Here is a 16073-nt window from a genome sequence, read left to right as displayed (position 1 = left end):
GATTTTGCGCGCCAGGTTTCCAAAGGTAGCGTCTGAGTATGACTGTTTGTGGCTACGAGACCGGTCTGCAGTAGCTGCAGGTGAGTCAAATCACTTCAAGGACTTGGCGTGAGTGGCGGTGTCATCAGTCACCGAATGAAACCCGCACTGTAGATAAAACGCTGCTCCCTGCGTTGTGTCTGTAGTCAGGCGCACCGTTTGAAAGTGCGTTGCGGCGAATGCCAGCAACTGTTGCACCAACGTTTTTCCAACCTGTTGCCCACGCATCGCCGGAGCGACGTAGACGCGGCGTATACGGCCGTTGTCGGCAGTGGAATACGGATCGCGTGAAACGCCCCCGATTGCGACCAATTGGTCGTGGCGGAACACACCCAGAAGGCACTCACCGGGTTGATCAAACCGGTTAGTGCGGTTTTCCCATTCGGTGACAAGCCGGGTGAGGAACCTGAAGCCTTCGGCGACGGCCTGCGCTTGCAGCGTGTGGATCTGCTCGGGCAGATCTTCCAGTCGTTTTATCGAAAAGTCTTGGCTGAGATCCATCACGCCACCCGATTACGGCCCGCGCCCTTGGCCTGATACAGCTGCATGTCCGCGCGCTTGAGCAGCGCCGAGGAGTCCCGGTCGGCTGGCTCTGCGAGGCTCACGCCAATACTCACCGTCACATGCCCCACCGTCGCAAATTTCGCGGCCGCCACCGCCGCGCGGATTTTCTCGGCGACCACGTCGGGGCTGTCCGGCTCTTCGACTTCCGGCAGCAACACCGCGAACTCTTCACCACCATAACGTGCGACAAAGTCGGTGGCGCGGGTGTTGCTTTCGATCAGGGCTGCCAGTTGGCACAGCACCTCGTCACCGACCGCGTGGCCGTAGCTATCGTTGACGCGCTTGAAGTAATCGGCGTCGATCAGCAGCAGGGCGAAGGTGCGGCCCGTGCGTTGGAACAGCAGGCTGTTCTCGGCGAGTTTTTCGTCGAAGCGGCGGCGGTTGTAGACGCCGGTCAGCGCGTCGTGGGTCGCCAGGTTGAGCAGGTCGGCGTTGGCCTGGGTGAGGTCGGCCGTGCGTTGGGCGACGGTGGCTTCCAGGGAGGCGTTGGCTTCTTGCAATTGGCGCTCTTTGGCCAGCAGCGATTGGGTCATGCTGGTGAGGGAGCGGCCCAGTTGCGCAATCTCCAGCACTGAGTGTTCCTGGGGGAATGCAGCGCCAGGTTGCTGCTCCTGAACGAGCCTGGCGGATTTGGCCAGGCGTTCGATCGGGCGGCTGAGGGACGAGGCGAGGTAGTAGGCGGCCAGTACAAACGCGACCGCCGCCAGCACACCGAGTATCAGCAATTTATACAGCAGCGTCCGCGCCGGTTGCAGGGCCACGTCCAGAGGCTGGCGGACCATGATGTACCAGGTCATGTTCGCATTGGATGGGCTCGGCACGGCGACCGAGGCGGTGACGTAGCCGTTGCCGGCCCACCAGCCGGAATGGGTGATCAGTTTGCCTTGCGGCATTTGCTCGCCGGCGAGGCTTTCGGGGTAGAGCACCTTGCCGTCGAAGTCGACGATCAGGGCCTCGATATCAGGGATAGCGTCTTTTTGCATCACCGCCGAGTCGACGATCTGCGTGACCCAACTCCAGTGCGCATGCGCGCCCAGCACGCCGATGGTCTCGCCCTGGGCATTGCGGATAGGTGCGGCAAAGTCGATAAAACGCAATGGCTCGCCGCTGGCCGAACTGGGCAACAGCTTGGCCAGCAATACCGCTTCGTGAGGGTCACCGGTGTATTCGCCGTGCATGCCGGCCTGGAACCAGGGCCGCTGGCCGACCGACTGGTTGACCAGCAACCCGTTGACGGCCTGGAGCACTCGGCCCTCGGCGTCGGCAATGCCCATCCAGGCATATTCGGCGCGCGACTGGGTGCGCAATTCCATCAAGGTGAGGATATCCGGCGCATCCAGGTTGCCCTTGCGCATGATCGGCGCCTTGCTCAGCAAAGACACTTCCAGCTGGCGTTCACGCAGTTGCACCGCCAGCAATGCAGCAGTCGAGCGTGCCGTGCTCAGCAAGGCATTGCCGCTGGCTTGTTTCATCTGCTCAGTGGCGATATGGCCTACATAAACCCCGACGCTCAGCAGTGTGAGCAGTGACAAACCGGCAAACCATAAGGTCAGGTGAGTACGCAGGCTGGCTTTGATCATGGGTGCTCATTTGAATATTTGTTTTCAGCATAGTACTCGTAATAGATGCATGACCAACAACCACAAACGTTCAAGATTGCGCGCCACCCCGCTCAGTAGACTCGCCAGACTTCTTCTACTGCAGGTTCCCCATGGACATTTTCCTCTACGCGTTCAGCGTCATGTACAGCCCCGGTCCCGTCAACCTGATGGGCCTGAATGCCGGGCTTACGGGCAAATTGCGGCGCTCCAGCGGGTTCTATATCGGCGTGGGCTGCGCGATGCTGTTGATGTTCGTGGTGTTTGGCTACACCGGCGAAGCGATCATCTCCCAGGCGGCGTTGCCGTATATTTCTTTGATGGGCGGCGTGTACACGCTGTACCTCGCGTACCAAGTGTTCACCGCACGTACCGAGGTGGATGACGCCTCAAGCACGCAGGTCAAGACCCTGACCTTCTGGAATGGCCTGGTGATCCAGCTGCTCAACCCCAAGGGCATCGTCGCGGTGTTGCCAATCACCAGCGTGATGTTGCCGGCGGCGCACATTACCGGTGCCTCGATCTTTGGCGTGTCGGCCTTGCTGGGGCTGGGGGCGGTCGGCGCGCCGTGGGTTTACGCCTTGCTGGGCGCGCTGCTGGGGCGGCGGATCAACGGGGCGGCGGCGTTTACCTGGTTCAACCGCTGCATGGGGCTGGCGCTCGCCGGCTGTGCGTATTTCATGTTTCACGCGTTCTATTCGCACGTCCTTACGCCTTGAACCGAGGGCTTGCCTTGGTGGCGGGCAGTTTCAGGCAACAGGGCGCTTGACCTCTATGGCGTCAAAGCCTTTCCAGCGGTACAGCATCACCGAGATCGCCCAGCTGGCGACAAAGATCGCGATGATGATGTACCCGAGCATGCCGAAGCTGTCGTTCAGCGTGCCGATAAAGCCCCAGAACGCGCCTTTGAGGTCCAGTTGGTCCGAGATCAGCCCCAACGCCTCGATACTGCCGATCACCACGGCGACGATCACCGACACCAGGGTGATGGTCATGTTGTAGTAGATCTTGCGGATCGGCTTGAGGTAGGCCCAGCCATAAGCGCCGAGCATCAAGTGGCCGTCGAGGGTGTCGACCAGCGACATGCCGGCGCTGAACAACAGCGGGAACACCATGATTGACCATGGCGACAGGCCTTGTGAGGCCTGGCTGGCAGAGATACCGAGCAAGCCGACTTCGGTGGCGGTGTCAAAGCCCAGGCCGAACAGAAAGCCCAGTGGGTACAGGTGCCAACTGCGGGTGATCAGGCGAAACAACGGGCGAAAAAAGCGTGCGAGCACGCCACGGTCGGCCAGCAGCAGGTCGAAATCGTCATCCACATAAGTGCCGCCTTCGCGCACATGGCGCCAGGCCTTGTAGATGGCACGCAGGATGATCAGGTTCATCAGGGCGATCAGCAGCAGAAACAGCGCCGATACTGAAGTACCGATCACACCGCCCACCGTTTTGAAGGTTTCGAAGTGTGCCTGCATGGCCGAGGCTGCGAACACCACGCCAATCGAGGCCAGTACCACCACGGAGGAATGCCCGAGGGAGAAAAAGAAGCCTACGGCTACCGGGCGTTTCTGCTCTTGCATCAGCTTGCGGGTGGCATTGTCGATGGCCGCTATATGGTCGGCGTCCACCGCATGGCGCAGGCCAAAACCGTAAGCGAGCAGGGCGGTGCCGAGCAACACCGGGTGGTTGTGGAAGGCCGCCAGCGCCCAGAGCCAGGCCCCGACGTTAAGGGCGATCAATACCCCATAAATGCCAAACAGTTTGCTGCGCACTTGACGATTGGAATCGCTGAAAACCTGGGCAAGACGGTGGATCATCAGGTAAACCCTATGTGCAATGGTGCTACCGCAGGCAAGCTTGCGCGGCTTCCGTGGGAAACTTAATGGATATTGCCGACGTCGATGATGAAATCTGTGCGGCTTTTTTTTTGGGGTTAAGCGTTGGAGAGGACGATGACGAGCATGCACGAACAATCTGCCGAGGCAGTGATCGCTTTCTGGAAGCAGGCAGGGCAGAAACGCTGGTTCACCAAGGACGACGCGTTTGACGCGACCTTTCGCGAGACCTTTTACACCACCCATATGCAAGCCGCCCGGCGTGAGCTGGAAAGCTGGCTGGATTCAGCCCACGGCGCGCTGGCCTTACTGATTTTGCTGGATCAATACCCGCGCAATGCGTTTCGCGGCACAGCGCATATGTTCGCCACCGACCCGCTGGCGCGTTTGTATGCGCGTCGGGTGGTGGACGCCGGGTTGGATCAACAGGTCGAGCCTGAGTTACGCGCGTTCTGTTATCTGCCGTTTGAACATTCCGAAGACCCGACGGACCAGCAGCGTTCGGTGGAGTTGAACCGGCATTTGGACGCCAACACCTACCATTGGGCCAAAGAACACGCGGATATCATTAAACGGTTTGGGCGTTTTCCCCATCGCAACGCGGTGCTGGCCAGGGCGACTACCCCAGCCGAGCAGGCGTTTCTTAAGGCCGGCGGTTTCGCCGGCTAGGCATCGGCGGGCACCAAGGCTGCCTTGGCGCCCACGGGACGAAAGCGCCGCAAACCCTTGAGGTCGACCGCCCAGCGCAGTGCTTCGGTGGCCGAGGGGCGCGGGCCATGGGTGGTCGCGTTTTCATCCTGGGTGAGCGTGCCGAGGTAGCCCTGTGCGCCGCCGCGCTCGCTCCAGTACCGGGTGTGGCTGAGCCAGGAGCGGGCGAGCCAGCCTTTCCAGGTGCCTACGGTGACCGGTAAATCCAGCACGCCTGCACCCATCACCGGTTTGACCGGGCCGCCGACGATATCGCCAAACAGGCCATAGGGCGCTGGAAAATACAGGTTGGTCCAGCGCGTCACGGCAAACGCCGCCGCGTGGTGCAGGTACTGCGGGGTAAACGGTTTTTGCCCCAGCATCAACGGCTGGCGGGCATTGTAGCCGTAGCCCTTGGTGTCTTCGGTGGGCGGGCAAGCCGGAGCCTCACGGCGCTCGATGCGTTTTTTGAAATCACTCACGCTACGGCCCAGCAACAGGCTGGCATGGGCCATGGGGCTACCCACCGTGACCAAATCCGTGATGCGCCAGGGGTTGCCCAGGCCGCGCTGTTCGATAAACGCTTGGGCTTGCTGTTCGCGAAATTTCAGCGTGCTGCTCAGGCTTCCATCGAGCGCTGCACCGGCGTTGGGCAGTGCTTCCTTGATCACCGGTTGCAGCGGTTCGTGGTCAGCATAGCGGCTGGCCAGCTCGCGGTTGCTGGGGATCACCTTGGTCAGTTGATCGTGATGTTCATGCCACAGGTAGCCGACGATATCGTAGGCAATCACGCTGCCCAAACTGTGGCCGACGACGATGATGCGGTCGTAGTCGCCTTTGTTATGCAGGGCACGCAGCAAGGCCACGCCGTCGGCGCGGATCTGTTCGCGCACGACCACGTTCTGCGGGTTGGGGCTCAGGTAGCGAGCCGCATCGCCCAGGTAGGACAGCGCGGAATAACGCAGCCCCAGGCCGATGGCACCGAGCAGCAGCGGCACCAGTGCGAAGGGATTGTCGCTGTGGTCGAACCGGCCCCAGGCCGTGGCGAGGGTGCCGCTGGCGATCAGCAGCAGGAGCACCACTACCGTCCAGCGCGTGGTACGCCAGATCGGCACGATGGCCTCGGGAATGTCACGGCGCGGGCGCTTGAAAATATCCCACAGCCAGCCCAGCAGGTGGCCGACCTTGGTGCCCTGCATTTTGTGGGCCCAGTAATACTCGTAGAAATCGGTGCTGGTGCGGCCGGAGGACTTCAAGACGCGCAGGTCAAAATTGCGCGAAAGCCGGTCTGGCTTGCTCCAGTAAAACGGTGTGCCATCGGGCGTGTCCGCCGGGATCATGGCTTCGACGAAGCCGCGCAAGGTGTCCATCGGGCGCTGTTCGCCGATGCCGTGGATAACCACAACTGCTTGTTTCATAAGCTTATCTTCCTTGAAAGCTATGGGTGAGGGTGGCGAAGGCCGTAGCGGTTTCGCGGGGTGGCTAAGAGCTATGATCTTGCCACTAATGCTGCTATTCCCGCCAGGAATGCCTCCATAAAAAACGCGCATTGTCTTTCTGGTCGTCGATCTCGTAGCGTGGCTTCTCACCCAAGGAGAGCCATTATGCCTTCACCGTCGTTGCGCCTTTATGTCGATGCTCAATTCACCAGCCCCTACGCCATGTCGGTATTCGTCACCCTGCTGGAAAAGGGCCTGGCCTTCGAAACTGTCACCCTCGACCTGGATACGGCGCAGAACCAGGCAGCGGAATTTGTCCAACTGTCCCTGACCCAACGCGTACCGACGTTGGTGCAAGGCGACTTTGCGCTGTCGGAGTCTTCGGCAATCAGCGAATACCTGGATGAGGCCTACCCCGAGATCCCGGTGTACCCGACGGACCCACAGCAGCGGGCGAGGGCGCGTCAGGTGCAGGCGTGGTTGCGCAGCGACTTGCAGGCGATTCGCCAGGAACGCTCGACGCTGGTGGTGTTTTACGCGCAGAAGATGCCGCCGTTGTCGCCCGCCGGTAACGCGGCCGCGCACAAATTGATTCAGGCGGCACAGGCGTTATTGGCAGGCAACCCGGCGTACCTGTTCGGCACGTGGTCAATTGCGGATGTTGACCTGGCCGTGATGCTCAACCGTTTGATCCTCAACGGTGACAACGTGCCGACCGAGTTGGTGGCCTATGCACAGCGCCAATGGCAGCGGCCCTCGGTGCAGGCCTGGGTCAACCTGCAACGCCCGGCGCTCTAGGGGTTACAGCCATTCCTGGGCCACACGCCGGTCCAGGTCTTCCCAATCGGCCATGCCCAGCACCCGTGTGGTGTTCAAGCCGCGCAGGTAGCCGCGCAGCTGCTGGGCGTTGACGCAACGCAGGTCGGCGTCTGCGGTGTCGTCCTGCAGCACGTTTTCATAATCGACCAGGTAATCGGCGACCCGCTCGCGAAACTCCGGCAATACGGCTTCGCGGATGCGGTCGAAGGTTTTCTGGTGGGGCTTCATGGCGTGGTCCTTATAGGTTTTATGGGGTTAGGCTGCCTGACACTATCGGTTCAAATGATAGTCACCATCAAGGATCACAAGTTCTGTTTTTGTGCCAAAAGCGGACAATCACGCCATCGACACGCTGCTCAAGGAAATGCGCGATGAGGACGATAATTCAGCTGGGCCTGATGGTACTGATGCTTGGCACGGCAGTGCTGGCCAACCCGGCGGTTGCCGATGACCTGCGTACCGGCCATTTGCTGCCCCTCGTCGGTAGCGTAGACTCCCTGCGGCACGCGCAATCGGTGGGAGTGTTGTACAGCGAAAACACCCGCGACAACCTCAGCTACCTTGAACGCTACCACGCCATGGCCATGAACGGCGCCAAGGATGCCCTCGACGGGCGTATCCGCCAGGCATTCGTCAACAGCTCCGACCCGGAACTGGCGATTGATTGGTTAATGAGTTCGCTGCAGGGCACTTTTCTTACAGTCACTGTCTATAGCAGCCTGGATGAACTGGTGCAGGCGCACCCGGATGTGGTGGTGGTGCTCGATACCCACAACCAGCTGTTGACCCAGCGTAACGATCAGGTGGAGGCGCGCTTTGTTGCACGGTTCTATGACGCGAACCTGCAATACATCGCCAAGGCCGAAGGCTCGGTGCACAAGCAAGTGCCGTCGGTGTGGGTGCATGACAAGGCGGCGCCGGAAATTGCCGCACAGATTGAACAGCAGCGTGATGTACAGCTTGATGCGTTGAAGCAGTTCGATGTGTCGCTCAAGGCGTTGGTACGAGCCGGTTGATGTGAACTTTTCTTTTTATATTCAGGATTTTATATGCGCGCTTTTTTCGTCCCGGCCTTGGCTGCAGCCCCGTTGTTGCTGACCGGTTGTATCACCGCTCCCAACGCTCCGAGCTTGACGCTGCTAACTGACAAGACCCCGGAAGGCTATGTGCAGTGCGTATTGCCCAAGCTTGAAAAGCACGGCATTACCTCGACCGTGACCCAGAACTCGCGTCACGCCAAAGTGGTGTTGACCAGCAAGATTGCTGCCGATGATGTGCTGGAGGCCTACAAGTCCCAGGATGGCACCAAGGTGTTTCTGTATGAGCGCAAGCCACTGGCGTCGGCGATCAAGCCATCGCGGCTGGAGTTGGCGGCGCAGGATTGCAAGTAATCCGAGCCTTCACACCGTTCAAGGTGGGAGCTGGCTTGCCTGCGATAGCAGAGTGTCAGTCACTAAACCTCTCGACTGATACACCGCCATCGCAGCGATGCGGCGACCCGACAAGCCAGCTCCCACATTTGGATTTATGGTGGGCCTAGGGTTTGGCTTCGTTGCTGAAGGCGTTCACGCTGTTGACCAACCCCTTGGCTGCCAACGCCACCAACTCACCGCCTTTTTCCACCGTCGCCAGCGCGGGATCAGAGCCCATGCGCCCGTCGGGGAAGCGTGCGCGAAAGTCCAGCGCTTCGCGGATCGGCCCGGTGTTGGCGATTTGTGGCGAATACTCCGCCGACTTGATCGACTCCGGGTACGCCCATTGCGTCACCGCAATCTCCGACGGTGTGGCATGGCTGCCGTGGCCCACCGGGAATTGGCGGTGGGCCAGTTCGTTGACGCCTTCCAGATCCCACCAGTTCACCAGCTTGAGCGCAAACCCGGCTGGGCGGCGGGCGTAGCTGGCTTCGGCGTACAGCTCGGAAAAGGCTGCTTCGATAGTGGCGATATTGCCGCCGTGGCCATTCAAAAACAGGATCTTCTCGAAACCATGCCCGGCCAGCGAACGCACCCAGTCGCCAATCGCGGCGATAAAGGTGGAAGGGCGCAACGAAATGGTGCCGGGAAAGCCCAGGTGGTGCTGGGCCATGCCGATATTGAAAGTCGGGCCGATCAGGATGTCGGCGTTCTTCTGTGCCTCATGGGCGATGATTTCCGGGCACATCCAATCAGTGCCCAGCAGGCCGGTGGGGCCGTGCTGTTCGTTGGAGCCGATGGGGATCACCACCGTGCGGCTGCGCTCCAGAAACTGCCCGATCTCGATCCAGGTGGATGTATGTAGAAGCATGCGACGCTCTCTTTTATCTGTGGGGACAGGCTAACCACCACGGATTGTACGACTACTGGCGACTTGTTGGGGCTTGCAGTTCAAGTACGTCGAGGACTTCAGCCAGCGCTGGTCCGGGTACCAGGAGAACATGAACTGCCCATCCTTGAGCTTGTCTACCACCTGGCGCGCCACTTGCGGGCGCACGGCCGGGCAACCCTGGCTGCGGCCGATACGGCCTTCGCGCTTGCTCCACGCCGGGTTGACGTAGTCGGCCGCATGAATCACCAGCGCGCGGTCGCGGGCCTGGTCATTGAAGCCCGGCTCCAGGCCGTCCATGCGCAACGAGTAGCCGTGGGTGCCCAAGTAACTTTCCTGGGTGCGGAACAAACCCAGGCTGGATTGGTGGCTGCCTTCCCGATTGGAAAATTGCGTGGCGAAGTTTTCCCCGGATTTGGCACCGTGAGCCACCAGGTCGCGCAGCACCAGGGTCTTTTTGCGCAGGTCGAAGATCCACAGCCGACGGGCGGTAGAGGGCTGGGAGTAGTCAATGACGGCCAGGCGATCCGAGCGTTCCTCGCCGTTATTCACCGCGCATTGCACCGCGCCCAGGGCGCTTTTCAGTACAGTGGGATTGAGTTCTGGAGCCGAGCGCGCCAGGCTGCTATACAAAGTAGGAGGGTTGGCATTGGCAGCGAGCGCAACAGTGCTCAGCGTAGCCAGGGTCACGGCGATCAAGCCGACGCGGCATATAAAAGTCAGCATCTACAGTACATCCCCCCGCTGTGGATTGGAGTTAAGTCAATTGTTCAAAAAACACGCATGTTACTTGAGCATTTGCCTGCTCGTTGCACCATTGGTCGCGACAGCTGATGAGCTGCCGCTGGACGCTGTGCCGGTGGTTTCAACCAGCCCGGTGCAATTGGCCCTTTCTCAACTGCCCAGCGTTTGCCCCAACCTTGCCGCGCAGATAGATGCAACGGCGCAAGCGCGCCTGCAGGCGCTCTACCAGCAGCAGGGCAATGTGACGTTGTGGTCCGATGAGCGCCGCCATGCACTGCAATCTCAGTTGCTGATGCTGGCCGACGATGGCCTGGACCCCACCCACTATAGCCTGCCTACCGTGGAGGCCACGGGTAACGTGCTGTGCAGCGATATCGGCAGCAGCCGGCAATACCTGCAAGCCCTGCAGGATTTGCATTACGGGCGCCTGCAACAGTCGCGTTTCGAGCCGCTGTGGCATTCCCAGCCACCCACCCTCGACCCCAATACCCAAGTGCTGGCTTTTGCCGCCACCGGCCTGCAAGACATGGCACTAGCCTTTGACCAGGCGCGCCCCAGCGCCGACCTGTACCGCAGCTTGCGCAATACCTATGCGACAGTGCGCCTGCAGCCGCTGCCCCATTGGGACCCGGTCGCCACCGGGCCGCTGCTCAAGCCCGGCATGGAAGACCCGCGCGTGCCCGAATTGGCGCGGCGTTTGTACAGCGGTGGTTACCTCTCCAAGGTGCCGACGGGCAACAGCCGGCAGTACCGTGACGAGTTGGTCAAGGCGGTCAAGGCCTTTCAGCTCAGCCACTCGCTGCAGGCCGACGGTGTGATTGGTGCGGGCACCGTGGCCGAACTGAATATCAGCCCGGCGATGCGCCGCGACCAGTTGCGCATCAACCTCGAACGCTTTCGCTGGCTGGCCCAGGACCTGGAGCCTGAAGGCGTAGTGGTCAACGTTGCGGCCGCGCAACTGAGCGTCTACCAGGCCGGCATCCCGGTGTGGCAAACCCGCCTGCAAGTCGGGCGTGCCGAACGCCAGACGCCACTGCTCAAGTCGCGCATCACCCGGCTGACCCTCAACCCCACGTGGACCATCCCGCCGACCATCATGCGTGAGGATAAACTCCCGGCCATCCGCCTCAACCCCGAATACCTGCGCCAGCAAAACCTGCAAGTGCTCGACGCCCAGGGCCGCCCACTCACGGCCGACCAGGTGGATTGGTCGCGCCCCGGCAACATTCTGCTGCGCCAGGAGGCCGGCCCGCGCAACCCGCTGGGCCGCATCGTGATGCGCTTCCCCAACCCTTATTCCGTTTACCTGCACGACACGCCGAGCCAGCCGCTGTTTACCAAAGGCCCACGGGCCTTCAGCTCGGGCTGTGTGCGGGTTGAGCAACCGATGATGCTGCGCGACCTGCTGGTAACCCCGGCCGAACGCACGCGCACCGAAGAATTGCTGGCCACCGGCACTACCCATGAATTCAGGCTGGCCACGCCGGTGCCGGTGCTGTTGGGTTATTGGACCGTTGAGGTCGATCGCCAAGGCGGGTTGGTGTACTCGCCGGATATTTATGGGCGTGACCCGGTGTTGGTGAAGGCGATGGGCGCGGTGCTTTAAGCGATACGCATCATCACGCTGTTGACCGCCTGATCTGCGGTCATCAGCGCCGTGTCGACGGTCAATGGTGGTGTATTCCATGCCTCATATTCATGCGCCAACACCGACTGCCAGGTGGGCGGTACCAGCCCGCTAATATCGCTCGTGCGGCTTTCCACTCGGCGCTGATGTTCCCGCAGGTCAGAGCAAACCACTTCAATATCAAGCAGCTCGACACCCGCTGTCGCCGCCACAGCCTGCCATGCCTCCCGGCTTTCCTTCACCGGGTTCACACAGTCGGCAATCACCCTGTGGCCCAATCGCAAATTACTCAATGCCAGCGCATTTGCCACGCCATAACCGCTGGCGCCCACATCGCTGGTCAGTACGTTTGCATCCCGAAGCGCCTGCTCAATTACATCAATACGCAGGTAAACCGCGTTTATCCGACGTGCCAGTTCGCTGGCAATCGTGGTCTTGCCGGTGCCGGGCAGGCCGCTGAATACAATTAGCATGGTCAATCCTTTGAATAGGGCGCCCGGCCAGTCTAGCTGCGCTTACTTCAAATAGCAGGCGCTGATCCAATCGGCTGGGCGGGCCGCCAGTTGCGTGGCCACGGGCAGGTAGCGTTTATCCAGTTGTGCGGCCAGCCAGAACAGCGTCGCACTGATTTTGGCATCCCAGGTGCCGCTGTAACCGGCTTCGCCCACCTTGGCGCGGTCTTTGTCGAACTGTACGTGGGTGTGCAGGAATTCCTGGTGGCTGCGTTGCCCAGTGGCATAAGGCACCAGCCAGTCGAGGGCGGCGCTCAGCGACGCACCATTGGCCTTGAGGCTAAGCCAGTCGCCGCCGTAGGGCTTGGCCGCCAGTGCGGCCTGCACCAGCGGCTCGAGGTCGTAGACCACGTAATGCAGGGCATCACGGTCCTGGAAGTCGGTGACCGAGCCGTCGGGCAGGATATTGTCGGCGACTTGCTGTTTAAACAGCTGATGAGCCTGTTCAAGCATGGCCTGGTCGTTGAGTGCGGCGGCGGCCAGGGCCACCAACTTAACGCGGTGGCTCTGCCAGTTATTGGTCTGGGTGCCTTTTTTCTGCCCGTGGAATTGTTCGATATGCGCGAGGTAGCCATTGCCCAGGCTGCTGATCAGGCGGCGGCTGGCTGCGCGGGTTTCCAGGCGCAAGTGGTCGGCGGTCAGCGCATAGGCCGTGATCAGCATATCGAGGTTGGTTTCGTCGATGGGGTTGAAGTCCGGCTGGTAGACATCGGCCCACGCGGCGAGGTAGTCATCGACTTGCCTGAGGTAGCGCGGGTCACCGCTGATGCGCCAGGCCAGCGCCGCCTGGCGCATCAGCGGCCAGTCCTTTTCGGCAACCAGGCTTTGCTCGCGAATGCCTTGGTTTGGCAGGGTGCCTTCGGTGTGCACATGGGGCAACGGCGCAGGCGCGTCGACCAAATGCCGCTGGGCGGCGGCCAGCAGGGCGTTGGCTGCAGGGTTTGTAGCCGCAGGCTGGCAGAGGCTTGCAGCGATGGTCATCGAGGGTAACGCGCCCAGCAGCAAGGTAAAGGCGAGGGTGGTTTTGTTCATGAACGGATCTGCCAGGTGAGGATGCGCCAACGCTAGCACGCGGCTGAAACGGCTTGGATGAAACTCCCGTATGCTTGCAGGCTGATCTCGACCGAGGACCGCCCATGACCTTGCCCTTTGTGAAGATGCATGCCAACGGCGACGATTTCATCATCATCGACCGCCGTGGCCAGGACGATCCGATCACCGCACAGGTCGCCCGGCGCCTGGGTAACCGCCACACCGGTATCGGTTTCAACCAACTGGCCGTGGTGCTCGACTGCGAAGATGCCCTGGCCCGTATCAAGTTCTGGAACCCCAACGGTACGCCGCTGCAAACCTGCGGCAGCGCCATCCGTGGCGTGGCTGACCGCTTGATGCATGAGACCGGCCGCGACACCGTCGTATTGCGCACGGACCGAGGCTTGCTGACGTGCGTGCGGGCTGCCGGGCAGCAAGTGTCGGTGAACATGGGCGCGCCCTCGCTGGATTGGTCGGCAGTGCCGCTGGCCGAAGCGCTCGACACCCGCACCTTGCCCATCGATGGCGCCCCTGCCGCTTGCAGCATGGGCAACCCGCACTGCACGTATTTTGTCGACGACATCAGCGCCATCGACGTAGCAGCCGTGGGCCCGGCGCTGGAAACCCATCCGCTGTTCCCGGCCAACACCAATGTGCATTTTGTGCAGGTGCTGGACCGCAGCCACATCCGCCTGCGTATCTGGGAGCGCGGCGGGGGTGTGCCGCTGGGGTCCGGTTCCTGCTGCTGTGGTGCAGTGGTCAATGGGATTCGGCGCGGGTTGCTGGACGCTACGGTTGAGGTGCAGTGCGACGGTGGCACGGTCACTGTGCAGTGGGACGGGCAGGGCGGTGTGGTGTTGACCGGCCGTGTCGAACCGGTCATGCAGGGCTCGGCGTACCTGTACTAAAGCGTCACGGTAAAGGTCGTGCCCTCGGTGGCGCAGGAATTCACCGCCACGTCGCCACCGTGGGCCTTGGCCAGCTCACGCACGATATACAAGCCCAACCCCACACTGCGCACCTCGCTGCCCTGGTCGGTGCCGCGCGTCATGGGCTCGAACAGCCCGGCGATCAGCGTTTGCGGGATCGCGGCACCGTGGTTATGCACGGCCACTTCGCAGCCACCTTCGCCCAGGCGTGAGGTGATGGTGATGGGCAGGAGCAAGTCGCCGTAGGCCACACTGTTGGCCACCAGGTTACCAATGATCTGCTGCACCCGGTCGGCATCCAGGCACGCCTGGCCTATGCCTTCGGCCTGGTGCTTCAACGTGGCCTTGGGGAAGGCCATGCGCAGTTCATCCACGGCGTGTTGGATCACGCTGTGCAAGTCCAGGGGTGTAGTCTTGATGCTGATCCCGTGGCCAACCCGGGCCTGGGTGAAATCCAGCAGGTCGGCAATCATGCGCTGGGCGCGCTCGGAGGACTGGCCGATATGGCCCAACAACTGGCGCTCCTTGGGCGTGCGTTCGTTGCGCGCGAGCATGTCCGTGGCCATGCGGATGGCGGTCAGCGGGTTTTTCAGGTCATGGCTGACGATCGCCACCATTTGCTCGGCAAACAACGCGCGGCGCTGGGCAATGGCGTAGGCTTCGCTCAGCTCGGCCTGGGCCTGTTGCAGCGCCAATTCGGTGCTGGTTCGTTCCTGCAACAAGGCTTCGGCAAGCTTGCGGGCATTGAGCAGCTCGCGCTCGTACTTGTCGCGGTCGGTGGTACCGAACAACGCCAGGTCATGCACGACCGCGCCGGCCTGTTCGCGGGCGCTGGCGTTGAGCAGCACGGTCACTTTCTGCCCGTCGTGGTGCACCAGGTCGAGTTTGACTTCGCTCACGCTGCCGCGCATGCGCAGCATCGGCGCCAGGTGGGTCTGGTGGAATATTCGTCCGCCCATTGTCAGCAAATCCTGGAAGCGCCGCCCGCACAGCTCGGCGCTGCTCAGCCCCAGCCATTCGCCGAACATGGCGTTGGCGCGCAGGATCGTGCCGTTTTCGGCCGTGACGGCCAGGGCACAGGCGGCGCTGTCGAACAGGTCAGCCGACATGGGCCACAGCCCACGGCGCCAGGAAGTTGTCCATCGCCATCGTGCAGGCCAGAGGTGCGCTCATATGCGGGCAATGGCCGACGTTATCGACCAGGCAATAGGTGCTGTTGGGCAGCACGCTGTGCAAGTACTCGCCCACCGCCACTGGCGCAATCAGGTCGTCACGGGATTGCAGGATCAACACAGGCGTGGTCAAGCCGATCACGTCTTTACGGTTATCCGACATAAAGGTCACCCGCGCAAATTGCTTGGCGATATCCGGTTCTGTGCGGCAGAAACTGTCGCTCAGTTCGGCACTCAACGCCGGTTGCCCTGGCGCGCCCATGATCACCGGGGCCATGGTGCTGGACCAGCCGAGGTAATTGCTGTCGAGGGTGTCGAGCAGGTCATCGATATCGCTGCGCTTGAAACCACCGACATAGCCCGCGTCATCGATGTAGCGCGGCGAAGGGCCGATCATGACATGGGCGGCGATGCGGCCTGGGGCCAGGCGGTCGGCCAGGGTGGCGATCATCGCGCTGACCGAATGGCTGACCAGGATCACCGGGCCGCTGGCGAAAGCGTCGATAATCTCGTTCAAGTCACGGGCGTAGCCATCCAACGCAGCATATTTGCTCTTGTCGAATGCGCTGAGGTCCGACAGGCCGGCGCCCACCAAGTCATACATCACGACGCGAAAACGCTCGGCAAAGTGCGGCGCCAGATAATTCCACATGGCCTGGTTACAGCCAAAACCGTGGGAGAACACCAAAGTCGCCGTGCCGTTGCCCATCACACTGACGTTGTTGCGGTGCTTTAGGTTCATGGGGTTCTCAGTTATGGCGTATTGCTATATGTGTGG

18 protein-coding genes are annotated in these 16073 nt (G+C 61.4%); 7 read left to right on the top strand and 11 right to left on the bottom strand.

Translation table 11 applies throughout. The annotated features are described in order from the left end of the window. Positions 1 to 90: 90 nt before the first annotated feature. Entirely contained in the window at positions 91 to 540 is a 450-nt protein-coding gene (locus FFI16_RS13505; RefSeq protein WP_138815882.1) for a GNAT family N-acetyltransferase, read from the bottom strand. Further along, positions 540 to 2183 carry a sensor domain-containing diguanylate cyclase gene (locus FFI16_RS13500; RefSeq protein WP_138815883.1) on the bottom strand — a complete coding sequence of 548 codons (1644 nt, stop codon included), beginning with the start codon at positions 2181 to 2183 and terminating at the stop codon, positions 540 to 542. Before FFI16_RS13500 ends, FFI16_RS13505 begins: the two co-directional genes overlap by 1 nt. A gap of 131 nt (positions 2184 to 2314) precedes the next feature. On the opposite strand from FFI16_RS13500, the gene FFI16_RS13495 reads away from it, so the two are divergent. Next, a complete protein-coding gene (locus tag FFI16_RS13495; protein ID WP_138815884.1) occupies positions 2315 to 2920 on the top strand; it encodes a LysE family translocator in 606 nt (201 codons plus the stop codon). Between the two features lie 30 nt (positions 2921 to 2950). Here the strand turns inward: FFI16_RS13495 and FFI16_RS13490 are convergent, their stop codons facing one another. Next, positions 2951 to 4015 (bottom strand): HoxN/HupN/NixA family nickel/cobalt transporter, encoded by a 1065-nt coding sequence (locus FFI16_RS13490; RefSeq protein WP_138815885.1) that lies wholly within the window; start codon positions 4013 to 4015, stop codon positions 2951 to 2953. 144 nt (positions 4016 to 4159) lie between these two features. Between FFI16_RS13490 and FFI16_RS13485 the strand changes: the two genes are divergently transcribed. After that, positions 4160 to 4702 carry a DUF924 family protein gene (locus FFI16_RS13485; RefSeq protein ID WP_138815886.1) on the top strand — a complete coding sequence of 181 codons (543 nt, stop codon included), beginning with the start codon at positions 4160 to 4162 and terminating at the stop codon, positions 4700 to 4702. On the opposite strand, the gene FFI16_RS13480 is transcribed toward FFI16_RS13485, so the two are convergent. After that, entirely contained in the window at positions 4699 to 6138 is a 1440-nt protein-coding gene (locus tag FFI16_RS13480) for a lipase family protein (protein ID WP_138815887.1), read from the bottom strand. The genes FFI16_RS13485 and FFI16_RS13480 overlap by 4 nt on opposite strands. A gap of 186 nt (positions 6139 to 6324) precedes the next feature. Here FFI16_RS13480 and yfcF point away from each other — a divergent pair, with 186 nt between their 5' ends. Then, entirely contained in the window at positions 6325 to 6957 is a 633-nt protein-coding gene (gene yfcF, locus FFI16_RS13475) for a glutathione transferase (protein ID WP_138815888.1), read from the top strand. Positions 6958 to 6960: 3 nt separating this feature from the next. Here yfcF and FFI16_RS13470 read toward each other — a convergent pair whose 3' ends face one another. Continuing rightward, complete coding sequence (locus FFI16_RS13470; RefSeq protein WP_138815889.1) at positions 6961 to 7206, bottom strand: hypothetical protein; 246 nt, start codon at positions 7204 to 7206, stop codon at positions 6961 to 6963. 143 nt (positions 7207 to 7349) lie between these two features. Here FFI16_RS13470 and FFI16_RS13465 point away from each other — a divergent pair, with 143 nt between their 5' ends. Continuing rightward, a complete protein-coding gene (locus tag FFI16_RS13465) occupies positions 7350 to 7994 on the top strand; it encodes an ATPase (RefSeq protein ID WP_138815890.1) in 645 nt (214 codons plus the stop codon). 33 nt (positions 7995 to 8027) lie between these two features. Further along, positions 8028 to 8369: a hypothetical protein gene (locus FFI16_RS13460; RefSeq protein ID WP_138815891.1), complete on the top strand. Its 342-nt coding sequence runs from the start codon at positions 8028 to 8030 to the stop codon at positions 8367 to 8369. A 145-nt stretch (positions 8370 to 8514) separates the two neighbouring features. Here the strand turns inward: FFI16_RS13460 and FFI16_RS13455 are convergent, their stop codons facing one another. Continuing rightward, complete coding sequence (locus FFI16_RS13455) at positions 8515 to 9261, bottom strand: creatininase family protein (protein ID WP_065912055.1); 747 nt, start codon at positions 9259 to 9261, stop codon at positions 8515 to 8517. Positions 9262 to 9291: 30 nt separating this feature from the next. Further along, positions 9292 to 10005, bottom strand: coding sequence for a murein L,D-transpeptidase catalytic domain family protein (locus tag FFI16_RS13450; protein WP_138815892.1), 714 nt, complete (start codon positions 10003 to 10005; stop codon positions 9292 to 9294). 40 nt (positions 10006 to 10045) lie between these two features. On the opposite strand from FFI16_RS13450, the gene FFI16_RS13445 reads away from it, so the two are divergent. Continuing rightward, on the top strand, positions 10046 to 11629 hold the full coding sequence (locus FFI16_RS13445; RefSeq protein ID WP_138815893.1) for a murein L,D-transpeptidase: 1584 nt from the start codon (positions 10046 to 10048) through the stop codon (positions 11627 to 11629). Here FFI16_RS13445 and FFI16_RS13440 read toward each other — a convergent pair. Together FFI16_RS13440 and FFI16_RS13435 are read right to left on the bottom strand one after the other, a co-directional pair. Then, positions 11626 to 12123 (bottom strand): AAA family ATPase, encoded by a 498-nt coding sequence (locus tag FFI16_RS13440; protein WP_138815894.1) that lies wholly within the window; start codon positions 12121 to 12123, stop codon positions 11626 to 11628. The genes FFI16_RS13445 and FFI16_RS13440 overlap by 4 nt on opposite strands. 42 nt (positions 12124 to 12165) lie before the next feature. Next, positions 12166 to 13194, bottom strand: a complete 1029-nt coding sequence (locus tag FFI16_RS13435) for an alginate lyase family protein (RefSeq protein ID WP_138815895.1) — start codon at positions 13192 to 13194, stop codon at positions 12166 to 12168. A 104-nt stretch (positions 13195 to 13298) separates the two neighbouring features. Between FFI16_RS13435 and dapF the strand changes: the two genes are divergently transcribed. Further along, the gene (gene dapF, locus FFI16_RS13430; protein WP_138815896.1) at positions 13299 to 14102 is read left to right on the top strand and encodes a diaminopimelate epimerase; all 804 of its coding nucleotides are present in this window, start codon (positions 13299 to 13301) and stop codon (positions 14100 to 14102) included. Here dapF and FFI16_RS13425 read toward each other — a convergent pair. Both FFI16_RS13425 and FFI16_RS13420 read right to left on the bottom strand, forming a co-directional pair. Then, positions 14099 to 15232, bottom strand: coding sequence for a PAS domain-containing sensor histidine kinase (locus FFI16_RS13425; protein ID WP_138815897.1), 1134 nt, complete (start codon positions 15230 to 15232; stop codon positions 14099 to 14101). The genes dapF and FFI16_RS13425 overlap by 4 nt on opposite strands. Then, positions 15222 to 16037 (bottom strand): alpha/beta fold hydrolase, encoded by an 816-nt coding sequence (locus FFI16_RS13420; RefSeq protein WP_138815898.1) that lies wholly within the window; start codon positions 16035 to 16037, stop codon positions 15222 to 15224. The genes FFI16_RS13425 and FFI16_RS13420 overlap by 11 nt, the downstream gene beginning before the upstream one ends. Positions 16038 to 16073 lie beyond the last annotated feature (36 nt).

Source organism: Pseudomonas sp. KBS0710, assembly GCF_005938045.2.
Lineage (GTDB): Bacteria > Pseudomonadota > Gammaproteobacteria > Pseudomonadales > Pseudomonadaceae > Aquipseudomonas.
This window is presented reverse-complemented; position numbering and strand designations above follow the sequence as displayed.

Coding starts and splice junctions, on each gene's coding strand:
- FFI16_RS13505 (WP_138815882.1), bottom strand. CDS start 540: ATGGATCTCAGCCAAGACTTTTCGATAAAACGACTGGAAGATCTGCCC.
- FFI16_RS13500 (WP_138815883.1), bottom strand. CDS start 2,183: ATGATCAAAGCCAGCCTGCGTACTCACCTGACCTTATGGTTTGCCGGT.
- FFI16_RS13495 (WP_138815884.1), top strand. CDS start 2,315: ATGGACATTTTCCTCTACGCGTTCAGCGTCATGTACAGCCCCGGTCCC.
- FFI16_RS13490 (WP_138815885.1), bottom strand. CDS start 4,015: ATGATCCACCGTCTTGCCCAGGTTTTCAGCGATTCCAATCGTCAAGTG.
- FFI16_RS13485 (WP_138815886.1), top strand. CDS start 4,160: ATGCACGAACAATCTGCCGAGGCAGTGATCGCTTTCTGGAAGCAGGCA.
- FFI16_RS13480 (WP_138815887.1), bottom strand. CDS start 6,138: ATGAAACAAGCAGTTGTGGTTATCCACGGCATCGGCGAACAGCGCCCG.
- yfcF (WP_138815888.1), top strand. CDS start 6,325: ATGCCTTCACCGTCGTTGCGCCTTTATGTCGATGCTCAATTCACCAGC.
- FFI16_RS13470 (WP_138815889.1), bottom strand. CDS start 7,206: ATGAAGCCCCACCAGAAAACCTTCGACCGCATCCGCGAAGCCGTATTG.
- FFI16_RS13465 (WP_138815890.1), top strand. CDS start 7,350: ATGAGGACGATAATTCAGCTGGGCCTGATGGTACTGATGCTTGGCACG.
- FFI16_RS13460 (WP_138815891.1), top strand. CDS start 8,028: ATGCGCGCTTTTTTCGTCCCGGCCTTGGCTGCAGCCCCGTTGTTGCTG.
- FFI16_RS13455 (WP_065912055.1), bottom strand. CDS start 9,261: ATGCTTCTACATACATCCACCTGGATCGAGATCGGGCAGTTTCTGGAG.
- FFI16_RS13450 (WP_138815892.1), bottom strand. CDS start 10,005: ATGCTGACTTTTATATGCCGCGTCGGCTTGATCGCCGTGACCCTGGCT.
- FFI16_RS13440 (WP_138815894.1), bottom strand. CDS start 12,123: ATGCTAATTGTATTCAGCGGCCTGCCCGGCACCGGCAAGACCACGATT.
- FFI16_RS13435 (WP_138815895.1), bottom strand. CDS start 13,194: ATGAACAAAACCACCCTCGCCTTTACCTTGCTGCTGGGCGCGTTACCC.
- dapF (WP_138815896.1), top strand. CDS start 13,299: ATGACCTTGCCCTTTGTGAAGATGCATGCCAACGGCGACGATTTCATC.
- FFI16_RS13425 (WP_138815897.1), bottom strand. CDS start 15,232: ATGTCGGCTGACCTGTTCGACAGCGCCGCCTGTGCCCTGGCCGTCACG.
- FFI16_RS13420 (WP_138815898.1), bottom strand. CDS start 16,037: ATGAACCTAAAGCACCGCAACAACGTCAGTGTGATGGGCAACGGCACG.